General features: G+C 73.1%; 16 protein-coding genes. 11 read left to right on the top strand and 5 right to left on the bottom strand.

The window, feature by feature from the left end; genetic code table 11:
- Nucleotides 1–22: 22 nt before the first annotated feature.
- From ACFWIA_RS11435 to thpD, 5 genes are all read left to right on the top strand, one after another.
- Nucleotides 23–1,066 carry a pyridoxal-phosphate-dependent aminotransferase family protein gene (locus ACFWIA_RS11435; RefSeq protein WP_387002736.1) on the top strand — a complete coding sequence of 348 codons (1,044 nt, stop codon included), beginning with the start codon at nt 23–25 and terminating at the stop codon, nt 1,064–1,066.
- A gap of 459 nt (nt 1,067–1,525) precedes the next feature.
- Entirely contained in the window at nt 1,526–2,080 is a 555-nt protein-coding gene (gene ectA / locus ACFWIA_RS11430) for a diaminobutyrate acetyltransferase (protein WP_387002734.1), read from the top strand.
- Nucleotides 2,081–2,181: 101 nt separating this feature from the next.
- Nucleotides 2,182–3,453, top strand: a complete 1,272-nt coding sequence (ectB, locus tag ACFWIA_RS11425) for a diaminobutyrate--2-oxoglutarate transaminase (RefSeq protein ID WP_387002732.1) — start codon at nt 2,182–2,184, stop codon at nt 3,451–3,453.
- A 184-nt stretch (nt 3,454–3,637) separates the two neighbouring features.
- Nucleotides 3,638–4,036 (top strand): ectoine synthase, encoded by a 399-nt coding sequence (locus ACFWIA_RS11420; protein WP_385485276.1) that lies wholly within the window; start codon nt 3,638–3,640, stop codon nt 4,034–4,036.
- Nucleotides 4,037–4,040: 4 nt separating this feature from the next.
- Nucleotides 4,041–4,940 (top strand): ectoine hydroxylase, encoded by a 900-nt coding sequence (gene thpD, locus ACFWIA_RS11415; protein WP_387002730.1) that lies wholly within the window; start codon nt 4,041–4,043, stop codon nt 4,938–4,940.
- A gap of 65 nt (nt 4,941–5,005) precedes the next feature.
- Here thpD and ACFWIA_RS11410 read toward each other — a convergent pair whose 3' ends face one another.
- Complete coding sequence (locus tag ACFWIA_RS11410; RefSeq protein ID WP_387002728.1) at nt 5,006–6,070, bottom strand: aminotransferase class V-fold PLP-dependent enzyme; 1,065 nt, start codon at nt 6,068–6,070, stop codon at nt 5,006–5,008.
- A 182-nt stretch (nt 6,071–6,252) separates the two neighbouring features.
- On the opposite strand from ACFWIA_RS11410, the gene ACFWIA_RS11405 reads away from it, so the two are divergent.
- From ACFWIA_RS11405 to ACFWIA_RS11395, 3 genes are all read left to right on the top strand, one after another.
- Nucleotides 6,253–7,545, top strand: coding sequence for a sensor histidine kinase (locus ACFWIA_RS11405; RefSeq protein WP_387002726.1), 1,293 nt, complete (start codon nt 6,253–6,255; stop codon nt 7,543–7,545).
- A gap of 83 nt (nt 7,546–7,628) precedes the next feature.
- Nucleotides 7,629–8,321: a response regulator gene (locus ACFWIA_RS11400; RefSeq protein ID WP_387002724.1), complete on the top strand. Its 693-nt coding sequence runs from the start codon at nt 7,629–7,631 to the stop codon at nt 8,319–8,321.
- 103 nt (nt 8,322–8,424) lie between these two features.
- Nucleotides 8,425–9,894 (top strand): peptidoglycan D,D-transpeptidase FtsI family protein, encoded by a 1,470-nt coding sequence (locus ACFWIA_RS11395; RefSeq protein WP_387002722.1) that lies wholly within the window; start codon nt 8,425–8,427, stop codon nt 9,892–9,894.
- Between the two features lie 43 nt (nt 9,895–9,937).
- On the opposite strand, the gene ACFWIA_RS11390 is transcribed toward ACFWIA_RS11395, so the two are convergent.
- The 3 genes from ACFWIA_RS11390 to ACFWIA_RS11380 all read right to left on the bottom strand — a co-directional run bounded on the left by ACFWIA_RS11390 (nt 9,938) and on the right by ACFWIA_RS11380 (nt 12,020).
- Nucleotides 9,938–10,474 carry a GNAT family N-acetyltransferase gene (locus tag ACFWIA_RS11390; RefSeq protein WP_387002720.1) on the bottom strand — a complete coding sequence of 179 codons (537 nt, stop codon included), beginning with the start codon at nt 10,472–10,474 and terminating at the stop codon, nt 9,938–9,940.
- 53 nt (nt 10,475–10,527) lie between these two features.
- Entirely contained in the window at nt 10,528–11,115 is a 588-nt protein-coding gene (locus tag ACFWIA_RS11385) for a TIGR03086 family metal-binding protein (RefSeq protein WP_387002718.1), read from the bottom strand.
- Nucleotides 11,116–11,411: 296 nt separating this feature from the next.
- Nucleotides 11,412–12,020, bottom strand: coding sequence for a TetR/AcrR family transcriptional regulator (locus tag ACFWIA_RS11380; protein WP_387002716.1), 609 nt, complete (start codon nt 12,018–12,020; stop codon nt 11,412–11,414).
- Between the two features lie 97 nt (nt 12,021–12,117).
- Between ACFWIA_RS11380 and ACFWIA_RS11375 the strand changes: the two genes are divergently transcribed.
- The 3 genes from ACFWIA_RS11375 to ACFWIA_RS11365 all read left to right on the top strand — a co-directional run bounded on the left by ACFWIA_RS11375 (nt 12,118) and on the right by ACFWIA_RS11365 (nt 15,235).
- Nucleotides 12,118–12,684 carry a hypothetical protein gene (locus ACFWIA_RS11375; RefSeq protein ID WP_387002715.1) on the top strand — a complete coding sequence of 189 codons (567 nt, stop codon included), beginning with the start codon at nt 12,118–12,120 and terminating at the stop codon, nt 12,682–12,684.
- A gap of 50 nt (nt 12,685–12,734) precedes the next feature.
- On the top strand, nt 12,735–13,928 hold the full coding sequence (locus ACFWIA_RS11370; RefSeq protein WP_387002713.1) for an MFS transporter: 1,194 nt from the start codon (nt 12,735–12,737) through the stop codon (nt 13,926–13,928).
- Nucleotides 13,929–14,014: 86 nt separating this feature from the next.
- On the top strand, nt 14,015–15,235 hold the full coding sequence (locus tag ACFWIA_RS11365) for a TerD family protein (protein ID WP_387002870.1): 1,221 nt from the start codon (nt 14,015–14,017) through the stop codon (nt 15,233–15,235).
- A gap of 98 nt (nt 15,236–15,333) precedes the next feature.
- On the opposite strand, the gene ACFWIA_RS11360 is transcribed toward ACFWIA_RS11365, so the two are convergent.
- Complete coding sequence (locus ACFWIA_RS11360) at nt 15,334–16,878, bottom strand: hypothetical protein (protein WP_387002711.1); 1,545 nt, start codon at nt 16,876–16,878, stop codon at nt 15,334–15,336.
- Between the last annotated feature and the right edge of the window lie 218 nt (nt 16,879–17,096).

Genomic DNA, 17,096 nt, shown 5'->3' with positions numbered 1-17,096 from the left:
GTTGACCGGAAAGAGCACCGCCGTGACGCATCCCCTTCTCGACCTGGCGCCCCTGACCGCCGACCGCTTCGCCGCGATCGAGCGGCGCGTGGCGGGGCTGCTGGACACCGAACAGGACGTCGTGATCACCCAGGGCGAGGCCCTGCTCCCCCTGGAGGGCTGCATCCGGAGCGCGGCCGGCCCGGGCACCACCGCGCTGAACGTGATCACCGGGCCGTACGGTCAGACCTTCGGCGACTGGCTGCGGGACTGCGGTGCGAAGGTCGTCGACCTCGCGGTTCCGTACCACGCGGCGGTGTCGCCCGAGCAGGTCGAGGAGGCGCTGGCCGGCCACCCGGAGATCGACTTCGTCTCACTGGTCCACGCGGAGGCCGCGACCGGGAACACCAACCCCGTCGCGGAGATCGGCGAGGTCGTGACGCGGCACGGCGCGCTCTTCATGGTGGACGCGGTGGCGTCGGTGGCCGCCGAGCCGCTGCTGCCCGACGCGTGGGGGGTCGACCTGTGCGTGATCGGGGCGCAGAAGGCGATGGGCGGGCCCGCCGGGGTGTCGGCGGTGTCGGTGAGCGAGCGGGCGTGGCAGCGGATGGCGGCGAACCCGCGTGCGCCGAGGCGTTCGTACCTGTCGCTCCTCGACTGGAAGGAGCGGTGGATCGACGCGGGGCGCAAGGCGCTGCTGCACGCCCCCGCCCAGCTGGAGATGCTGGCGCTGGAGGCGTGCATCGAGCGGATCGAGGCCGACGGGCTCGACACCGTGACGGCGCGGCACGCGACGGCCGCCCGCGCGGTCCGGGAGGGTGCGGTGGCGCTGGGCGCGGGGCTGGAGCCGTACGTCCACGAGGCCCGGCACGCGGCGCCGGTGGCGACCACTTTGCGGGTGCCGGACGCGGTGGACGCCTCGGCCGTGGTGGCGCGGGCGCTGGCGCTGGACCCCGGGCTGCCGCTGGTCGCCGGGGGCGGCGCCCTGGCCCACGAGATGATCCGGGTGAACCACTACGGCCCCGATGCCACCACGGAGACCGTCGAGCGGTCGCTGGCCGCGCTGGGCCGGGCGCTGACCGCCTGAGCCGGTCGGCACAGCCGTCGAGGCGGGTGTCGGGCGCGGGGGCGCCTGGCACGTCCCGGACGCCCCCGTGCACGGCTCGACGCGCGGCGGTCTTGACACGAATCACCTGCGTGGGACGTAATTCATGGAACTTCGGTTGCCTCGCCGTCCATAAATTCAGAGTTATTTTCCAGGCAATCGACCCCTATTCTTCTGCCCGGTTCCACAAAGGCTAAACGCTAAGATTTCGCGAACATCACGTAACGACGATCAGCGTAATTCCGACAGCTTCCACAGGTGTCGCGACCCTGTGACCCATTCCACATCAAGCCCGCTTCGTACGGATAAATCCCGTGCAAAGCGGGCTTTTCACTGCCTTCTCGCGCGGCCCCACGCGCCCGCGTGATAACACAGCACCCCGTTCTCCGTAACCCCGCAGGGCCATGCAATCCAAAGAATTGGTCGGTAAATTAAATCCGCATGACCGCTGCACGAGCAGACCTGCAAGAACAATTCCGAGAAATGCCCGCCGGATTGCGGATGGACCGCCCGGAGGTGGCTGACGGTGCCGCCATCTGGCGGATCGCCCGCGACTCGGGGACCCTCGACCTCAACTCCTCGTACAGCTACCTCCTGTGGTGTCGGGACTTCGCCGACACCTCGGTGGTGGCACGGGACGGGAACGGGCAGCCGGTCGGATTCATCACGGGTTACGTGCGCCCCGCCCACCCGGGCACCCTGGTCGTGTGGCAGGTGGCGGTCGACTCGGCGCACCGGGGCCGGGGCCTCGCCGCCGCCCTGCTCGACGGCCTCACCGCGCGGGTCGCCGCGGACCTCGCGTCCGCGCCCGTCGCCCTGAACCGGGTGGAGACCACCATCACGCCCGGCAACACGGCCTCCGAGCGGCTGTTCACCTCCTTCGCCGCACGCCATGACGTCCCCGTGGACCGTGAGGTGCTGTTCGACTCCGGCGCCTTCCCCGACGGCGGTCACGCCCCGGAGATCCTCTACCGCATCGGCCCGTTCGGCACCTGATCCGTACCGGACGGGGGCCGCCTCCCCACGGCCCCTCCCCACGGCCCCGCTCCGCGACCGCTCGCCCCGCCCCTGTCACCCCGACCAGCCAGGAGAACCCCGTGAGCATCACCCAGCCCGACCTGAGCGTCTTCGAGACCCTGGAGTCCGAGGTGCGCAGCTACTGCCGCGCCTGGCCCACCGTCTTCGACCGCGCGCAGGGCAGCCGCATGTACGACGAGGACGGTCACGCCTACCTCGACTTCTTCGCCGGTGCCGGTTCGCTCAACTACGGGCACAACAACCCGGTCCTGAAACGCGCCCTGATCGACTACCTGGAACGGGACGGGGTCACCCACGGCCTGGACATGTCGACGTCCGCGAAACGGGCGTTCCTGGAGTCGTTCCAGAACCTGGTGCTGCGGCCCCGTGACCTCCCGTACAAGGTGATGTTCCCCGGCCCGACCGGGACCAACGCGGTGGAGTCCGCGCTGAAGCTGGCCCGCAAGGTGAAGGGCCGGGAGTCGATCGTGTCGTTCACGAACGCCTTCCACGGGATGTCGCTGGGCTCGCTCGCGGTGACCGGCAACGCCTTCAAGCGGGCCGGTGCGGGCATCCCCCTGGTGCACGGCACCCCGATGCCGTTCGACCACTACCTCGACGGCCGCGTCCCGGACTTCCTGTGGTTCGAGCGGCTGTTGGAGGACCAGGGGTCCGGGCTCAACCAACCGGCCGCGGTGATCGTGGAGACCGTGCAGGGCGAGGGCGGCATCAACGTGGCCCGGGCCGAGTGGCTGCGCTCGCTCGCGGACCTGTGCGCCCGCCGGGACATGCTCCTGATCGTCGACGACATCCAGATGGGCTGCGGACGGACCGGCGCGTTCTTCTCCTTCGAGGAGGCGGGCATCGTGCCGGACGTCGTCACCGTGTCCAAGTCGATCAGCGGCTACGGGCTGCCCATGTCGCTGTGCCTGTTCAAGCCGGAGCTGGACGTCTGGGAGCCCGGGGAGCACAACGGCACCTTCCGCGGCAACAACCCGGCGTTCGTGACCGCCGCGGCGGCCCTGGAGACGTACTGGTCGGACGGGCCCGCGATGGAGAAGCAGACCCTGTCGCGCGGGCAGCAGGTCCAGGAGGCGCTGGGTTCGCTGGCGGACGAGCACCGCGACGAGGTCAAGGACTACCGGGGCCGCGGCCTGGTGTGGGGCGTGGAGTTCCACGACCGGGGCCGGGCCACCCGGATCGCGCGCCGCGCCTTCGAGCTGGGGCTGCTGATCGAGACGTCGGGCCCCGAGGGCGAGGTCGTCAAGCTGCTCCCCGCGCTGACCATCACGCCGGACGAGTTGGAGGAGGGCCTGCGCACCCTCGCCCGAGCGGTGCGCGAGACCGCCTGACCGACCCGGGCCCCGGGCACCCGCCCCGCTCGGCCGACACCGCCCGGACACCGGCCGGCCGAGCACCCCGTACCGCGCGGAGATCCCGCCACACGGCAAGCACGGGAAGCGCGGGAAGCACGGCACACAGGGGAACCGCAGCACACACGGACCCTACGGAACACACAGAAGGGCAGCACACCAAGTGATCGTCCGATCGTTCAAGGACATCGAGGGAACGGACCGGCACGTGAGGTCACGCTCCGGGACGTGGGAGAGCAAGCGCATCGTGCTCGCGAAGGAGCGGGTGGGCTTCTCCCTGCACGAGACGGTCCTGTACGCGGGCACGGAGACGTCGATGTGGTACGCGAACCACATCGAGGCCGTCGTGTGCGTCGAGGGCGAGGCGGAACTCACCGACGACGAGACCGGCGAGACACATCTGATCACCCCCGGCACGATGTACCTGCTCGACGGCCACGAACGGCACACCCTGCGACCGCGGACGGACTTCCGGTGCCTGTGCGTGTTCAACCCGCCCGTCACCGGGCGCGAGGACCACGATGAGAACGGCGTCTATCCGCTGCTGACCGAGGAGGCATGACCGCATGACCACCACGACCCCCGGCCGAGTCGACCTGTATCCCAGCCGAGGCGCCTCGGAGGTGTCCGTACCGCGCCAGGACCCGGTCGTCTGGAGCGGACCGGACGCCGCGGGCCCCGTCGCCCGCGAGGACCTGGCCTCGTACGAACGGGACGGCTTCCTGACCGTCGATCAGCTCCTCACCCCCGACGAGGTGGCGGTCTACCGCGCGGAACTGGACCGGCTGGTGGCCGACCCCGCGATCCGCGGCGACGACCGGTCCGTCGTCGAACCGTCGTCCCGGGAGATCCGCTCGGTCTTCGAGGTGCACCGGATCAGCGAGGTGTTCGCGGGCCTGGTGCGCGACGAGCGGGTGGTCGGCAGGGCCCGGCAGATCCTCGGCTCGGACGTGTACGTCCACCAGTCCCGGATCAACGTGAAGCCCGGGTTCGGGGCGTCCGGGTTCTACTGGCACTCCGACTTCGAGACCTGGCACGCCGAGGACGGGCTGCCGAACATGCGGACGGTGTCCGTGTCGATCGCGCTGACCGAGAACCGCGACACCAACGGCGGGCTGATGATCATGCCGGGTTCGCACCGGACGTTCCTCGGCTGTGCGGGGGCCACCCCGGAGGACAACTACAAGAAGTCGCTCCAGATGCAGGACGCGGGCACCCCGTCGCACACGGCGCTCACGGACTTCGCCGACCAGCACGGCATCCGGTTGTTCACCGGTGCGGCGGGCTCGGCGACCTGGTTCGACTGCAACTGCATGCACGGCTCCGGGGACAACATCACCCCGTACCCGCGCAGCAATGTGTTCCTCGTCTTCAACAGCGTCGAGAACGCGGCGCAGGAGCCGTTCGCGGCACCGGTCCGACGTCCGGAGTACATCGGCGCCCGGGACTTCACCCCCGTGCGCTGACCCCGGCCGGACCACGCCCGTCCGGGTGGGCGCGGGGAGCCGCGTGCCCCGCGTCCCGCCCCGGGTCACAGCCGGTCGAGCAACTGGTCCACGTCCGCCTCCGTGTTGTACAGGTGGAAGGCCGCCCGCAGGTTCCCCGCCCGGTCGGACAGCTCGATGCCCGCCCGGCTCAGCTCGCCCTGCCGCGCCCCGAGACCCGGCACCGCCACGATCGGGGACCCCAGGGACGGCACGGACGACACGGGCGGCACGGGTTCGAGGCCGCGGGCGGCCAGCCCGGCGCGGAAGCGGTCGGCGAGGGCCAGGTCGTGGGCCCCGATCCGCTCGGTGCCCAACTCCTCGATGAGGGCCAACGAGTGGCGGGCCGCGGCGTACGCCAGGGTGCTCGGGCTCTCGTCGAACCGACGGGCCGAGCGGGCCAGTTCGGTGACGGGACCGTAGCAGCTGTCCCAGGGGTTCTCGCCGGACGCCCAGCCCGTGAAGACGGGCCGGAGCCCGCCCAGGTCCTCCGGGACGACCAGGAAGGCGACTCCGCGCGGGCAGAGCAGCCACTTGTACGCGACGGCGGAGACGAAGTCGTACGCCCCGGCGTCCAGGGGCAGCCAGCCCACGCCCTGGGAGGCGTCCACATAGGTGCGCGCCCCGTGGGCGAGCGCGGCCTCCCGCACCGCCGCCAGGTCCGCGACCCGCCCGTCGGCCGACTGGACCGCGCTCAGCGCGACCAGGCTCGTACTGGGGCGGACGGAGTCCGCGACCCGCTCCAACGGAACCTCCCGCACCTTGAGGTCGCCCCGGGTGTGGAACGAGGCCACGGTGGAGCTGAAGTCCTGCTCGACGGTGAGCACTTCGGCGCCCGGCGGCAGCGCGGCGGCGATCAGCCCCGTGTACACGGCGACGGACGCCCCCGCGGCCACCCGGCTCGCCGGCACCGAGACGATCCGGGCGAAGATCTCCCGGCTCCGGTGCACATCACCGAACAGGTCGACCGGCCGGCCGGTCGTCGCGGCCTCCACCGCCGACCGCAGCGCCGTCACGGTCCGGGCCGGCGACAGCCCGGTGCTGGCGGTGTTCAGATAGGTCGTCTGAGGGGCGAACTCGGCGCGGACCGTGGTTTCGTCAAGCTTCTCCATGCTCCTCACTGTGCCCCTCCCGGGCCGTCCGGTCCATGCCGCGCCGGCCGAACGGGGCTCCCCTCCCCCCACGCGACGGAGTCGGGCGCCGGGCCGCTGGGTGGTGAACGGGGCACTCCACGCGACGGGTTCTGCCCAGCGGCGTCGACGCCGGTGACCTGCGGCTCGCCTACGCTGGGCGGATGTTCCGTGCCACCCTCGCCGCCGCCCCGAAAGCGTTGTTCGGCGGCCGTGCGCGCCGCCGTTGGACGCATCTGATCCTCGGCGGCGCGCTCGCCATGCCCTTCCTGTTGGCCGGTTCGGTCCTCCTGGCCCTGCTCGGGGTCGGCGACGGGACGGGGCTGCTCGGCACGCCCCGGGACCAGGCGCTGTCCCTGGCCGTCGGGCTGTCGTTCGTCCCGCTGGTCGCGCTCCTCCCGGTGGCCCGGCCGGTGGCGGTGGCCGGGGTGCGCGCACTGCGCGTGGCGGGGTCGGGGGACGGGCTGGGGGACGGGCCCGCCCGCTCCTGGGCCGCCCGCGGACGCACCTCGGCCTGGTTCGCCCTGCACCTGGTCCTCGGAGTGGCGGTCAGCGGGACGACCCTCGGGGTCGTCCCGCTGGGGCTGGCGCTCCTGGTGCTGCCCCCGGTGACCGCACTGCGCGGGGAACCGTTCGGGGATTCCCACCCCGCGTTCTCCGGCTGGGGGTACGTCCTCACGCCGTTCGCGGGGCTGGCGGTCCTGGTCGCGCTGGCGGCGTGCGCGGCGGCGGCCGGGGCGGTGCTGGCCCGAGCGGTGCCCGTACTGCTCGGCCCGGGGCCGGCGGACCGGCTCGCGGCGGCCGAGCGTCGGGCCGCCGACCTCGCGGTGCGCAACCGGCTGGCCCGCGAACTGCACGACTCCGTGGGGCACGCGCTCAGTGCGGTCGGCCTCCAGGCCGCGGCGGCCCGCCGGGTCCTGGACCGCGACCCGGAGTTCGTCCGCACCGCCCTCGCCGCCATCGAGGAGACGACCCGGCGCACCGTCGGCGAACTCGACGCCGTGCTCGGGGTGCTGCGCGACGGTGACGCCGGCGCTCCGACCGCGCCGGCGCCGACCCTCGGCGCCGACCTCGACGGGCTGTTGCGACGGACCGGGGCCACGGGGCTGCGGGTCGAGACCGCCCTGGACCCGGGTCCGCACGGCCTGGCCGCGCTGCCGCCGCAGGTGTCCCGGGAGGCGTACCGGATCGTGCAGGAGGCGCTGGGCAACGCACTGCGGCACGCGGGCACCGGGACCCGGGTGGACCTGCGGGTGACGGTCACCGCCATGGAGCTGGAGATCACGGCGGAGAACCCGTTGCCGGCCGCCCCCCGGCCGGCTCCGCGTCCGGGGGGCGGCCACGGGCTGCCCGGGATCGCCGACCGGGTCCGGCTGCTGGGCGGCACGGTGGCGGCGGGTGCCGAGGACGACCGTTGGTCGGTGCGCGTGCGGCTGCCGCTGCGGGACGGTGCATGACGGCGGCGCAGCCCCGGGACCGAAACGACCGCCGCACCCGCAGGAGCCGGGTGGGACCCATCGGAAACAGGAGACGAACAGTCATGACGACGCTGGCACCGACGACCTCGCCCGAGGGGACCCGGCCACTCGTCCGGATCGTGCTCGCCGACGACGAGACCATGGTGCGCACCGCGCTGCGGGTGATCCTGGAGGACGAACCCGACCTCACCGTGGTGGGTGAGGCCCGGGACGGCGTGGAGGCGGTGGCCCTGGTCCGCGAGACCCGACCGGACGTGGTCCTGATGGACGTCCGGATGCCGGGGATCGACGGCATCCGGGCCACCGAGCTGATCGTCGCGGGGGGCGACGCACCACCGCGGGTCGTGGTGGTGACGACCTTCGAGAACGACGCGTACGTGTACGAGGCGCTGCGCGCCGGGGCGTCGGGGTTCCTGCTGAAGCGCAGCGACCCCGAGGTGCTGGTGCAGTCGGTGCGGCTGGTGGCGCGCGGCGACACGCTGCTGTTCCCGGCGGCGGTGCGCGCCCTGGCCGGGGAGCACGCCCGTACCGCGTCGGCGGCCCCCGCGTGGGTGTCACGGCTGACCGGGCGGGAGGCGGAGGTGCTGCGGCTGATGGCCCGGGGGCTGAACAACGCGGAGATCGCCCGGCGGATGGAGGTGGGGGCCGCGACCGTGAAGACCCATGTGGCGGGGGTGCTGGCGAAGACCGGGGCGCGGGACCGGACGCAGGCCGTGATCGCCGCCTACGAGGCCGGGCTGGCCGGTCGGGAGTGAGGGGGCCGGGGACACGGACGGGCTCCGTGAGACGGGGCACACCGGCCGGGGCCCGGGCGCGGGCAGGAACTGCGGGTGCCGCCCGTTCGTCCTTCCCGACAGGATGAACAAGACGATCAGGCGTGCCTCGGTCTTCTCGCTGCTGCTGGTCCTGGCCCTGTTGGGCCGGGCCACCTGGGTGCAGTTCTACGAAGGCCGGGCCCTCGCGGACAACAAGGAAAACCGGCGCAAGGCGATCGAGCAGTACGCCTATCCGCTGGGCGACATCATCGTGGCCGGGGAGGCGATCACGGGTTCCGAGCGGACCGAGCACAGCGATCTCGCGTACAAGCGCACCTACCGGGACGGCGCGTTGTACGCCCCGGTGACGGGCTACAGCTCCCACCTCTACGGGGCCAACCTCCTGGAGGGGGTCTACCAGGACGTGCTGGACGGCACCGCCGTGGAACTGCGGAGTCCGCTGGACACGATGACCGGCAAGCGCGGCGAGCCGGGCGACGTGGTGACGACGATCGACCCGGAGGTGCAGCGGGCCGCGTTCAAGGGGCTCGGCGACAAGAAGGGCGCCGCCATCGCGTTGGAGCCGGCGACGGGCCAGGTGCTCGGCATGGTGTCCACCCCCTCGTACGACCCGTCCCGGATCTCCGGCTCCGGCAGCTCGGACACCCGTGCGTGGGCCGGGTTGAACGAGAAGGCCGAGAAGGGTGCGGAGGCCGACGAGCCGCTGGTGAACCGCGCGATCCGCAAGCCGTTGGCACCGGGCTCCACGTTCAAGCTGGTCGTCGCGGCGGCGGCGCTGGAGAACGGGCTGTACGACTCGGTCGACGAGCGGACGAAGAGCCCCAGCCCCTACACCCTCCCGGACTCCAGCACCGTCCTGGAGAACCTGATCCGCACCGCCCCCTGCGAGGACGCCTCCCTGCGGACGGCCCTCCAGTACTCGTGCAACAACGTCTTCGCCAAGGCCGCGGTCGACCTGGGCCAGGACAAGGTGCGGGCCATGGCGGAGAAGTTCGGCTTCAACGACGCCGAACTGGACGTCCCGGTGCGGGCGTACGAGAGCGTGTACCCGAAGGGCATGGACCGTCCGTCCACCGCGTTGACCGGCATCGGCCAGTTCGAGGTGACGGCGACTCCGCTCCAGGTCGCCATGGTGACGGCCGCCATCGAGAACGACGGCGAGTTGGTCACCCCGAACCTGGTCAGCCGGGTCACCGACGCCGACGGGAACGTGCTGGAGGACGTCGACCCGGCTTCCGAGCGGGTCCTCAGCGAGTCCACGGCCCGACAGTTGCGGTCCGCGATGGAGACCGTGGTCGAGGACGGCACCGGAGGCAACGCCCGGATCGCCGGGGCGAAGGTCGGCGGCAAGACGGGTACGGCCCAGCGCGGGGTGAACAACAGCGAGACGCCGTACGTGTGGTTCACCTCGTACGCGCAGGACCCCGACAGCGGCAAGCAGGTCGCCGTCGCGGTCCTCATCGAGCAGTCGGACGCGGCGCGTTCGGAGGTCAGCGGCAACGGCCAGGCCGCGCCCATCGCGAAGGCGATGATGGAGGCCGCCCTGCGCTGACCGGACGACGACCGCGCGCCGAGGGCGGACCCCCGGGGCGCGGTCAGTCCAGGGACTTGCTCATGAACAGGGCGATCTCCCCTTCCGCGGGGGTGCCCACGTAGAGGCTGGTGTCGAGCCCGCACACCTCGAAGCCGAGACGCCGGTAGGCCCGTACCGCGGGGGCGTTGACGTGGGTGACCTCCAGCCAGAGCATGCGGGCGCCCGCCTTGCGGCCGTAGGACTCGGCGCGGGCCATCAGCGCGCTGCCGAGGCCCTTGCCGCGGTACTCGGGGTCGACGGTGATCTGCTCGACGTGGGCGCGCTGGTTCCACTCGGCGTAGGAGACGGTGACGAAGCCGACGACCCGGTCGTCCGCCACCGCGACGACCGTGTGGTGGGCTTCCTGGTCGCGGCGCGCGAGGTCGGCCTCCGGGTCCGCCGGGTACTCCTTGCGCAGCGGCGGTTGCACCGCCACGCTGCGGATCTCGAAGCCGGAGTCACCCCCCGTGACGTGGAAGATCCGGTCGGTGGTGAAGGAGTCGTCGAGGTCGTCGATCCGGTCGTAGTCGGCGCTGCTGGCCACACGCATATCGATCATCGGGCCAGTTTCCCAAAAACCGGGCGGGCGTGGTGGGGTGACCGAACCGTGGGTCACGGGGTCCAGCGGGGGTCCCGGCCGCTCAGGGCGATCACCCGGTCCAGCAGGGGCGCCCCGTCCGGTACGGGCACGGGCGGCCCGAACAGTCCGCCTCCGTCGGCGGGCTCGGCGGCGGCCAGCACGAGGAAGCGTTCCGCGGCGCGCAGGGCCTCCTCGTCGGGCGCGTACTCCTGTCCGGTGGCGCGGGCCAGGTCCCAGCCGTGGACGACCAGTTCGTCCACGGCGACCAGCCCGGCCACGGCACCGGGCAGCGACACCCCGCCCGCCCGGGTGTCGCCCTCCCAGGCGGCCGGGTCCCGCCACGCCCCGGCCAGCTCGCCGAGGAGCCCGGGCAGCTCCGGCCGCCAGCCGGGCTCCAGCTCGGGCAGGACGTCCCCGGGCGGGGTGTCGGTGGTGGGTCCCGGCTCCTTGCGCGCGGCGTCCCGGAAGGCAGCGGCCAGCCCGGCGAGGTGGGCGAGCAGATGGCTCACCGCGTAGTCGGGGCAGGGCGTGGGCGCGTCGAGTTGCTCGTCGCGGACCGCTTCGGCGAGCCGGGCGATCGTCAGGGTCTGCGGACCGAGGTCAACGGGCGGCACGGGCATCGTGAGCTCCTTCGGCGGGGCGGAACGGACGGTCGGGGCGACCGTCCGTGAGGGCGTCACCTTCTCCCTCCACCAGTGCAGACCCCCCGACGACCCGCAACTCATCGGTGCGCGTACGCGATGCGCGGCGCCTTTCGCGCAGTTCCCCGCGCCCCTCCAGGGCACCCTGGCAGAGGCCCCGCCAGGGGCAACGCACCCGCACCGGCGCGTCCCAAAGGGGCGCGGGGAACGGCGCGAGCAACCGAAGCGCACCCGCAGAGCACCACGCAGCGGAGCGTACGAAGGGGCGCGGCCCGTCAGCCGCCGGCCGGCGCAGGACCGGCGCCCGGCTCCGGGGCCACAGCCGGGTCGCGGGGGCGGTCGAGGAGCAGATCGGCAGCCCGGTCGAGCACCTGGGCCCGGGTGAACCCACCGTGGTCGGCCGCGAGGAAATGAGCACCGATCGCCGCGCAGAAGGCGAGCAGACTGCGCGCCTCGACCTCCTCCGCGTCAGCGCAGAAGGTGCCCATCGCCGCGCGCAGCAGCCCCATCCGACGGTTGTCGACCCGGCGCAGACGCTCCGCGACGGCCTCGTCGTGCCGGGCCCACGCACGGACCGCGAGGTCCACGGGGAGCAGTCGGTCGTCGGAGAAGCTGAGTTCGCCCGCCCGTCGGACCCGGGACTTCGGGTCGCCGCCCTCCTCCTCGATGCGGTCGAACACGTCATGGGTGCTTTCCCGCTCCCAGGCGTCGAGCATGGCCACCAGCAGTGCGTTGCGGTCGGCGAAGTACCCGTAGAAGCCGCCCTTCGTGACGCCGATCCGTTTGGCGAGCGCCTCGACGCGGACGGCGTCGGGGCCGGCTTCGGCCAGCGCCCGCAGGCCCTCCTCGATCCAGCGCTCCCGCGGTGTCCGTGGCGCGCCCATCCGTTCCCCGTCCTGTTCTCCCACCGAGCTGTACGGCGGCGTACAACCAAGCTAACCTAGATCTATACGCTACCGTATAGATCTACGGAGGACGCGCATGGCCCGCTCCCGTCGGAAACCGGAATCCGCACGTCGGGAGCGTGACCGCGACGCCCCGCGCAGCGGCGCCGTGGAGGGTGCGGCGGGCGTGCACCGGACGCCGGAACCCCTCCGTTCCCTCAGCGGACTGCCCTCCCTCGACTACGCCGACCACTTCACCCTGCGGACGGACACCGCCGCCCCACCGGAGCGCTGGGCCCGGGCCATGTTCGGTGACGTGCCCGGCCCCACCGAACGGTTCATCTGGCGCGGCCTGTTGGGGCTTCGGCTCAGCCGCGGGCGGTCCCCGGACACCGTGGCCGGCTGGCGCGTCGCTGCCCGCGGCGAGGACTGGATCCGGCTGGAGGCTGCCTCCTGGTTCCTGGCCGGCGCCCTGGTGGTCCTGGCACCCCGCGGCCAGGTCACGCTGGGCACCTTCCTGCACTACCGGCGCCGCCCCGGCCGCGCGATCTGGCCCCCGCTGTCCGCCGTCCACCGGCGATTGGCCCCGGGACTGCTCCGCGACGCCGAAGCGCGCATCCGTACGCCCCGGGCCTCCGACGAGCCGGACGCAGCCGGGAGCTAAGGCATCCGGACGATCCCCGACGGGGGGCCTTAGCCGCACGATCAGCTCGTATGACGGCGACGGGAACGGTGACCAGGGTCCTACGGGACCGCGAGGCGGGCCTGTACCTGGGCGGGGTGGTGGGCGGCGGCCTCGCGGGCTCGCTGCTGTGGCTCACCGCGGGCGTCTGGGTGAAGGACCTGACGGGGTCGAGCGCGCTCGCCGCACTGTGCACCTTCGCCGTGTGGGCGCCCACCCTGTTCGGCCCGGTGCTCGGCACCCTCGCCGACCGCACCCGGCGCCGCCCGCTGCTGGTCCACACCCAGCTGGCCCTGGCGCTGCTGCTCCTGACGCTGTGCGCGGTGGACTCCGCGGACCGGCTGTGGCTGCTGTTCACGGTGCTGGTGCTGTACGGGGCGACGGGCGTCGTCCAGGACGCGGCCCGGGGCGCCCTCGGCCCCCGCGTGGTGGACCGCGACCTGCTGGGCGACTTCAACGGGCTGCGGACCACCGCGGGCGAGGGCGTCAAGCTGGTCGCGCCGCTGCTGGGCGCCGCGCTGTACACGGCGCACGGCGGCGCTGCGGTGGCGGTGCTCACCGCGGCACTGTTCGCCCTGACGGCGGGCCTGTACGCGGCGCTGCGGGTTCCCGAGCCGCGCCCCGCGCCCACCACGGACGGCTGGCGGGAACAGGTGGCCGCGGGCGCCGCGGCGCTGTGGCGGGCACCGGCGCTGCGGCCCCTGGTGGTGGGCGGCGGCGCGGTCATGCTGCTCGCCGGGGTGAACGGGGCGCTGGTGTTCGCGGTCGTCGACGAGGGGTTGGGTCGCCCGCCGGGCTGGGCGGGGGCCCTGTACGCGGCGCAGGGCGCGGGCTCGGTCGTGCTCGGTCTGCTGGCCGGGCGGCTGCTGCGGCGGTGGGGCGACCACCGGTTCGCGGCGGGCGGGACGGCGCTGTTCGCCGCCGGGGTGGCCCTGCGGGCGGTGCCCCACGAACCGGTGGCCCTGATGGCGTCCGTGGCGATCGGTGCGGGGCTGCCGTGCGTGTTGATCGCGGCGTTGACAGCGGTCCAGCGGGAGGTACCGGACGCGGTCCTGGGGCGGGCGGTGGCCACCGCCCACACCCTGCTCTTCGTTCCGAACGCCCTCGCCCTGGGGCTGGGCGCGGCGCTGGTCGCGGTGGCCGACCACCGCACGGTCCTGGTCGTCCTCGGGGTGTGCGGGACGGCGGTGGCCGGGGCGCTGCTGGCCCGTCGGCAGCCCGGGTGACGCGGCCGAACGGGGGCATTCGCCGCTCGCGGCACGTGCGGGGGAACGGCCCGGCAACACCGTTCGTTACCTCGGGCATGACAGCTATGACCCCCGGCTCGAACCTTCCCCTCAGTGCCGCCCGGGTGGCGGTCGACGTCGCCGCTCCGGCGCGGCTCGACGTTTCGGGCCTGCTGCTCACCGCCGACGGCAAGGTGCGCTCCGACGACGACTTCATCTTCTACAACCAGCCCGCAGGTCCGGGCGTGACGTACCGCTCGGGCAACGGCACGGCGCCCGACGCGATCACCATCGACACGGCGGCCCTCCCGCCGGACATCGAGAAGATCGTCGTGACGGCGAGCCCGGACTCCGCCGGCCGGACCTTCCAGGGGGTGGAGCCCACGGCCACGGTCCGCAACGTCGAGGACGGCTCCGTCCTGGCCACATTCACCCCGCCGCAGCTCGGCACGGAGACCGCGCTGGTGATCGTGGAGGTCTACCGCCGCAACGGCGTGTGGAAGGTGCGCGCGGTGGGCCAAGGCTATGCGAACGGCCTCGCGGGCATCGCCACCGACTTCGGCGTCAGCGTGGAGGAGCCGGCCGCTCCCCCGGCCCCCGCACCGACTCCGGCTCCGGTCGCTCCGGCTCCGGTCGCTCCTCCGGCGGCCCCGACCCGTTCCGTGGCCGCCACCCCGCAGCAGGCCCCGCCGCCGGCTGCCGCGCCCGCCGCGCCGACCCCGGGCGCCGGCAAGATCAACCTCGACAAGGGTCGGGTCAGCCTCCAGAAGAACCAGACGGTCTCGCTGGTCAAGGGCGGTCGTCCGCTCCTCTCCCAGGTGAAGATGGGCCTCGGCTGGGAGCCGGCCTACCGGGGCAAGGACATCGACCTCGACGCCTCGGTCATCGCGTACGGACCCCAGCGCAACCACCTCGACAGCTGCTACTTCGGCAAGCTGTCGATCCTGAACGGCTCCGTCAAGCACTCCGGTGACAACCTGACGGGCGACGGCGCGGGCGACGACGAGGTCATCGTGGTCGACCTCGGCCGGCTCCCCCAGGAGGCGACGGGCCTGGTCTTCACGGTGAACTCGTTCTCGGGCCAGAAGTTCACCGAGGTCGCGAAGGCGTACTGCCGGCTGATGGACGCGGCGACCGGTGAGGAGTTGGCGCGCTTCGACCTCACCAGCGCCCAGCCCCAGACGGGTGTCCTGATGTGCAAGCTGATCCGCCAGTACAGCGGTGAGTGGGAGATGACCGCGCTCGGTGACTTCGTCAAGTCCCGGACGGTGCGCGGCATGGTGAAGCCGGGCGCCCAGATCCTCTAGGCCCGCCCCGGCCCGGGAGGCCGCCCACCCGTCCGGCAGCACCGGGCGGGCGGGCGGCCTCCTCCCGTACCAGCAGGTCCGCGTGGCCGGAGGTGCGTTCAGGACCGGTGGGACCGGGCCTTGAACGCCGCCTTCCGGGCCTGCTTCGCCACCGCCTTGTCGGGGTGCAACCGTCCCATCGCCTCCAGGACGTCGGCCGTCGCCGGGTGCTCGACCCGCCACACCACGTCGAAGAATCCGGCGTGCTGTGCCGCGAGCCCTTCCACCAGTGCCTGGAGCTCCTCGGAGTTGCCCTCGGCGGCGAGTTGGGCGGCCACCGTGTCGACGGTGAGCCAGAAGATCATGTCCTCGCCGGGCGGCGGGACGTCAGCCGCGCCGTGCTCGGCGAGCCAGACCCGGGCCAGGCCGCCCAACTCGGGGTCGTCCAGCACCTCGCGCAGTGCGGGCTCCGCCTCGGCGCCCACCAGGGCGAGCGCCTGCTGACAGCAGAGCCGGCGCAGCGGGCCGTCCTCGTCCGAGCCGCGGGCCGCGGCGAGCAGCTCCCGGGCCGCGGCCAGCGGGGCGCGGTCGGCGAGCCACAGCGAGGTCTCGGTACGGGCCGCCTCGGCGGGGAAGAAGGCCGTACGGTCCAGCAGGACGTCCGCCCCCTTGTCCGCGAGGTCTCCGACGGCCGGGGCCTCGACGCCGGCCTCCACCATCCGGGCCCGGACGCCGTACAGCCCGAGCGGGGTGAGCCGCACCATGCCGTACCGGCTGACGTCGAGGTCGTCGTCCGGCGGGACGCCGGCGCCGGCCGCCGCCCCGTCCTGCTCGTCGTCGACCATCAGCGCTTCGTCCACCGGCTGGAAGTCGACCAGTCCGATCGGTGCGAGCAGCCGGAACTGTCCGTCGAGCTTCAGCATCGCGTCGGACACTTCTTCGAGGACGTCGTCGGTGGGCTCGCCCATGTCGTCGGGCACCAGCATCGACGCGGCCAGCGCGGGCAGGGGCACCCGGCCGTCCTCGGGGCCGTCCTCGCTGGCGGTCAGCAGGTACAGGTTGCCGAGCACGCCGTCGAGGAAGTCCGCTTCGGCCTCCGGGTTCCAGTCCAGCTCGCCGAAGTCGACCGTGCCCCCGTCCTCGATGGCGTCGACCAGGTCGTCCAGGTCGGGCAGGCTGGCGTCGGCGAGCACGGCGTCGAGGGCGGCCAGCCACAGGGTGAGGACGTCCTGCGGGGAGCCCGAGGTGAGGAGTTCCAGGTCCTCGGCGGGGGCGGCGGTTCCGTCGTCGGCGGCCGGGTCCGGTGCCTCGAAGGTCTCGATGAGCCCGATGTCGACGGCCACCCGCCAGGCCTCGCTGGCGTCGGCGAGGGCGTCCTCGACGGCCTCGGTGGCGAGTTCCGCCGACTCCGCGGAGTCCGCCGGGCGCGGGTCCTCGGACCCGTCGGGCAGCCCCACGGCCGCCGCCGGAAGGAGTCCGAGTTCCACTGCGGCGGCCGGGAGCAGTTCCTCCGCGAGTTCGCCCCCGGCGCCCACCCGGCGGTCGGGGCCGGCCCACCGTGCGAGGCGGACGGCGCGGGAGAACAACGGGGAGGCGAGCGCGTCCCTGGCGAGTTCCGCCTCGGGGCGCAGCCGCACCGGGGGCAACGGGGAACGGTCGGTCATGGGCGGCTTCTCCTCCGGGCAATGTGGTCCGGCCGCTCAGCCTAGACGGATTTCTCCCCATGCCGTCTGGTTCATGTACTCGTCAAGCGTGGTACCCCTCGGGGACCTTGACAACTCCCCCGTGGACCCAAGAGATTGACGCGCGTAGAAACCGGTCGGTAACGGAGCCGGGACACCGTGTTCCCGCTCCGGAGCCGGCCGGACGGCCTGCCGCGCTC

Source organism: Streptomyces sp. NPDC127068 (assembly GCF_042724695.1).
Classification (GTDB): domain Bacteria; phylum Actinomycetota; class Actinomycetes; order Streptomycetales; family Streptomycetaceae; genus Streptomyces.
Note: the sequence above shows the minus strand (reverse complement) of the source record. Positions and strands in the feature narration are given on the sequence as shown.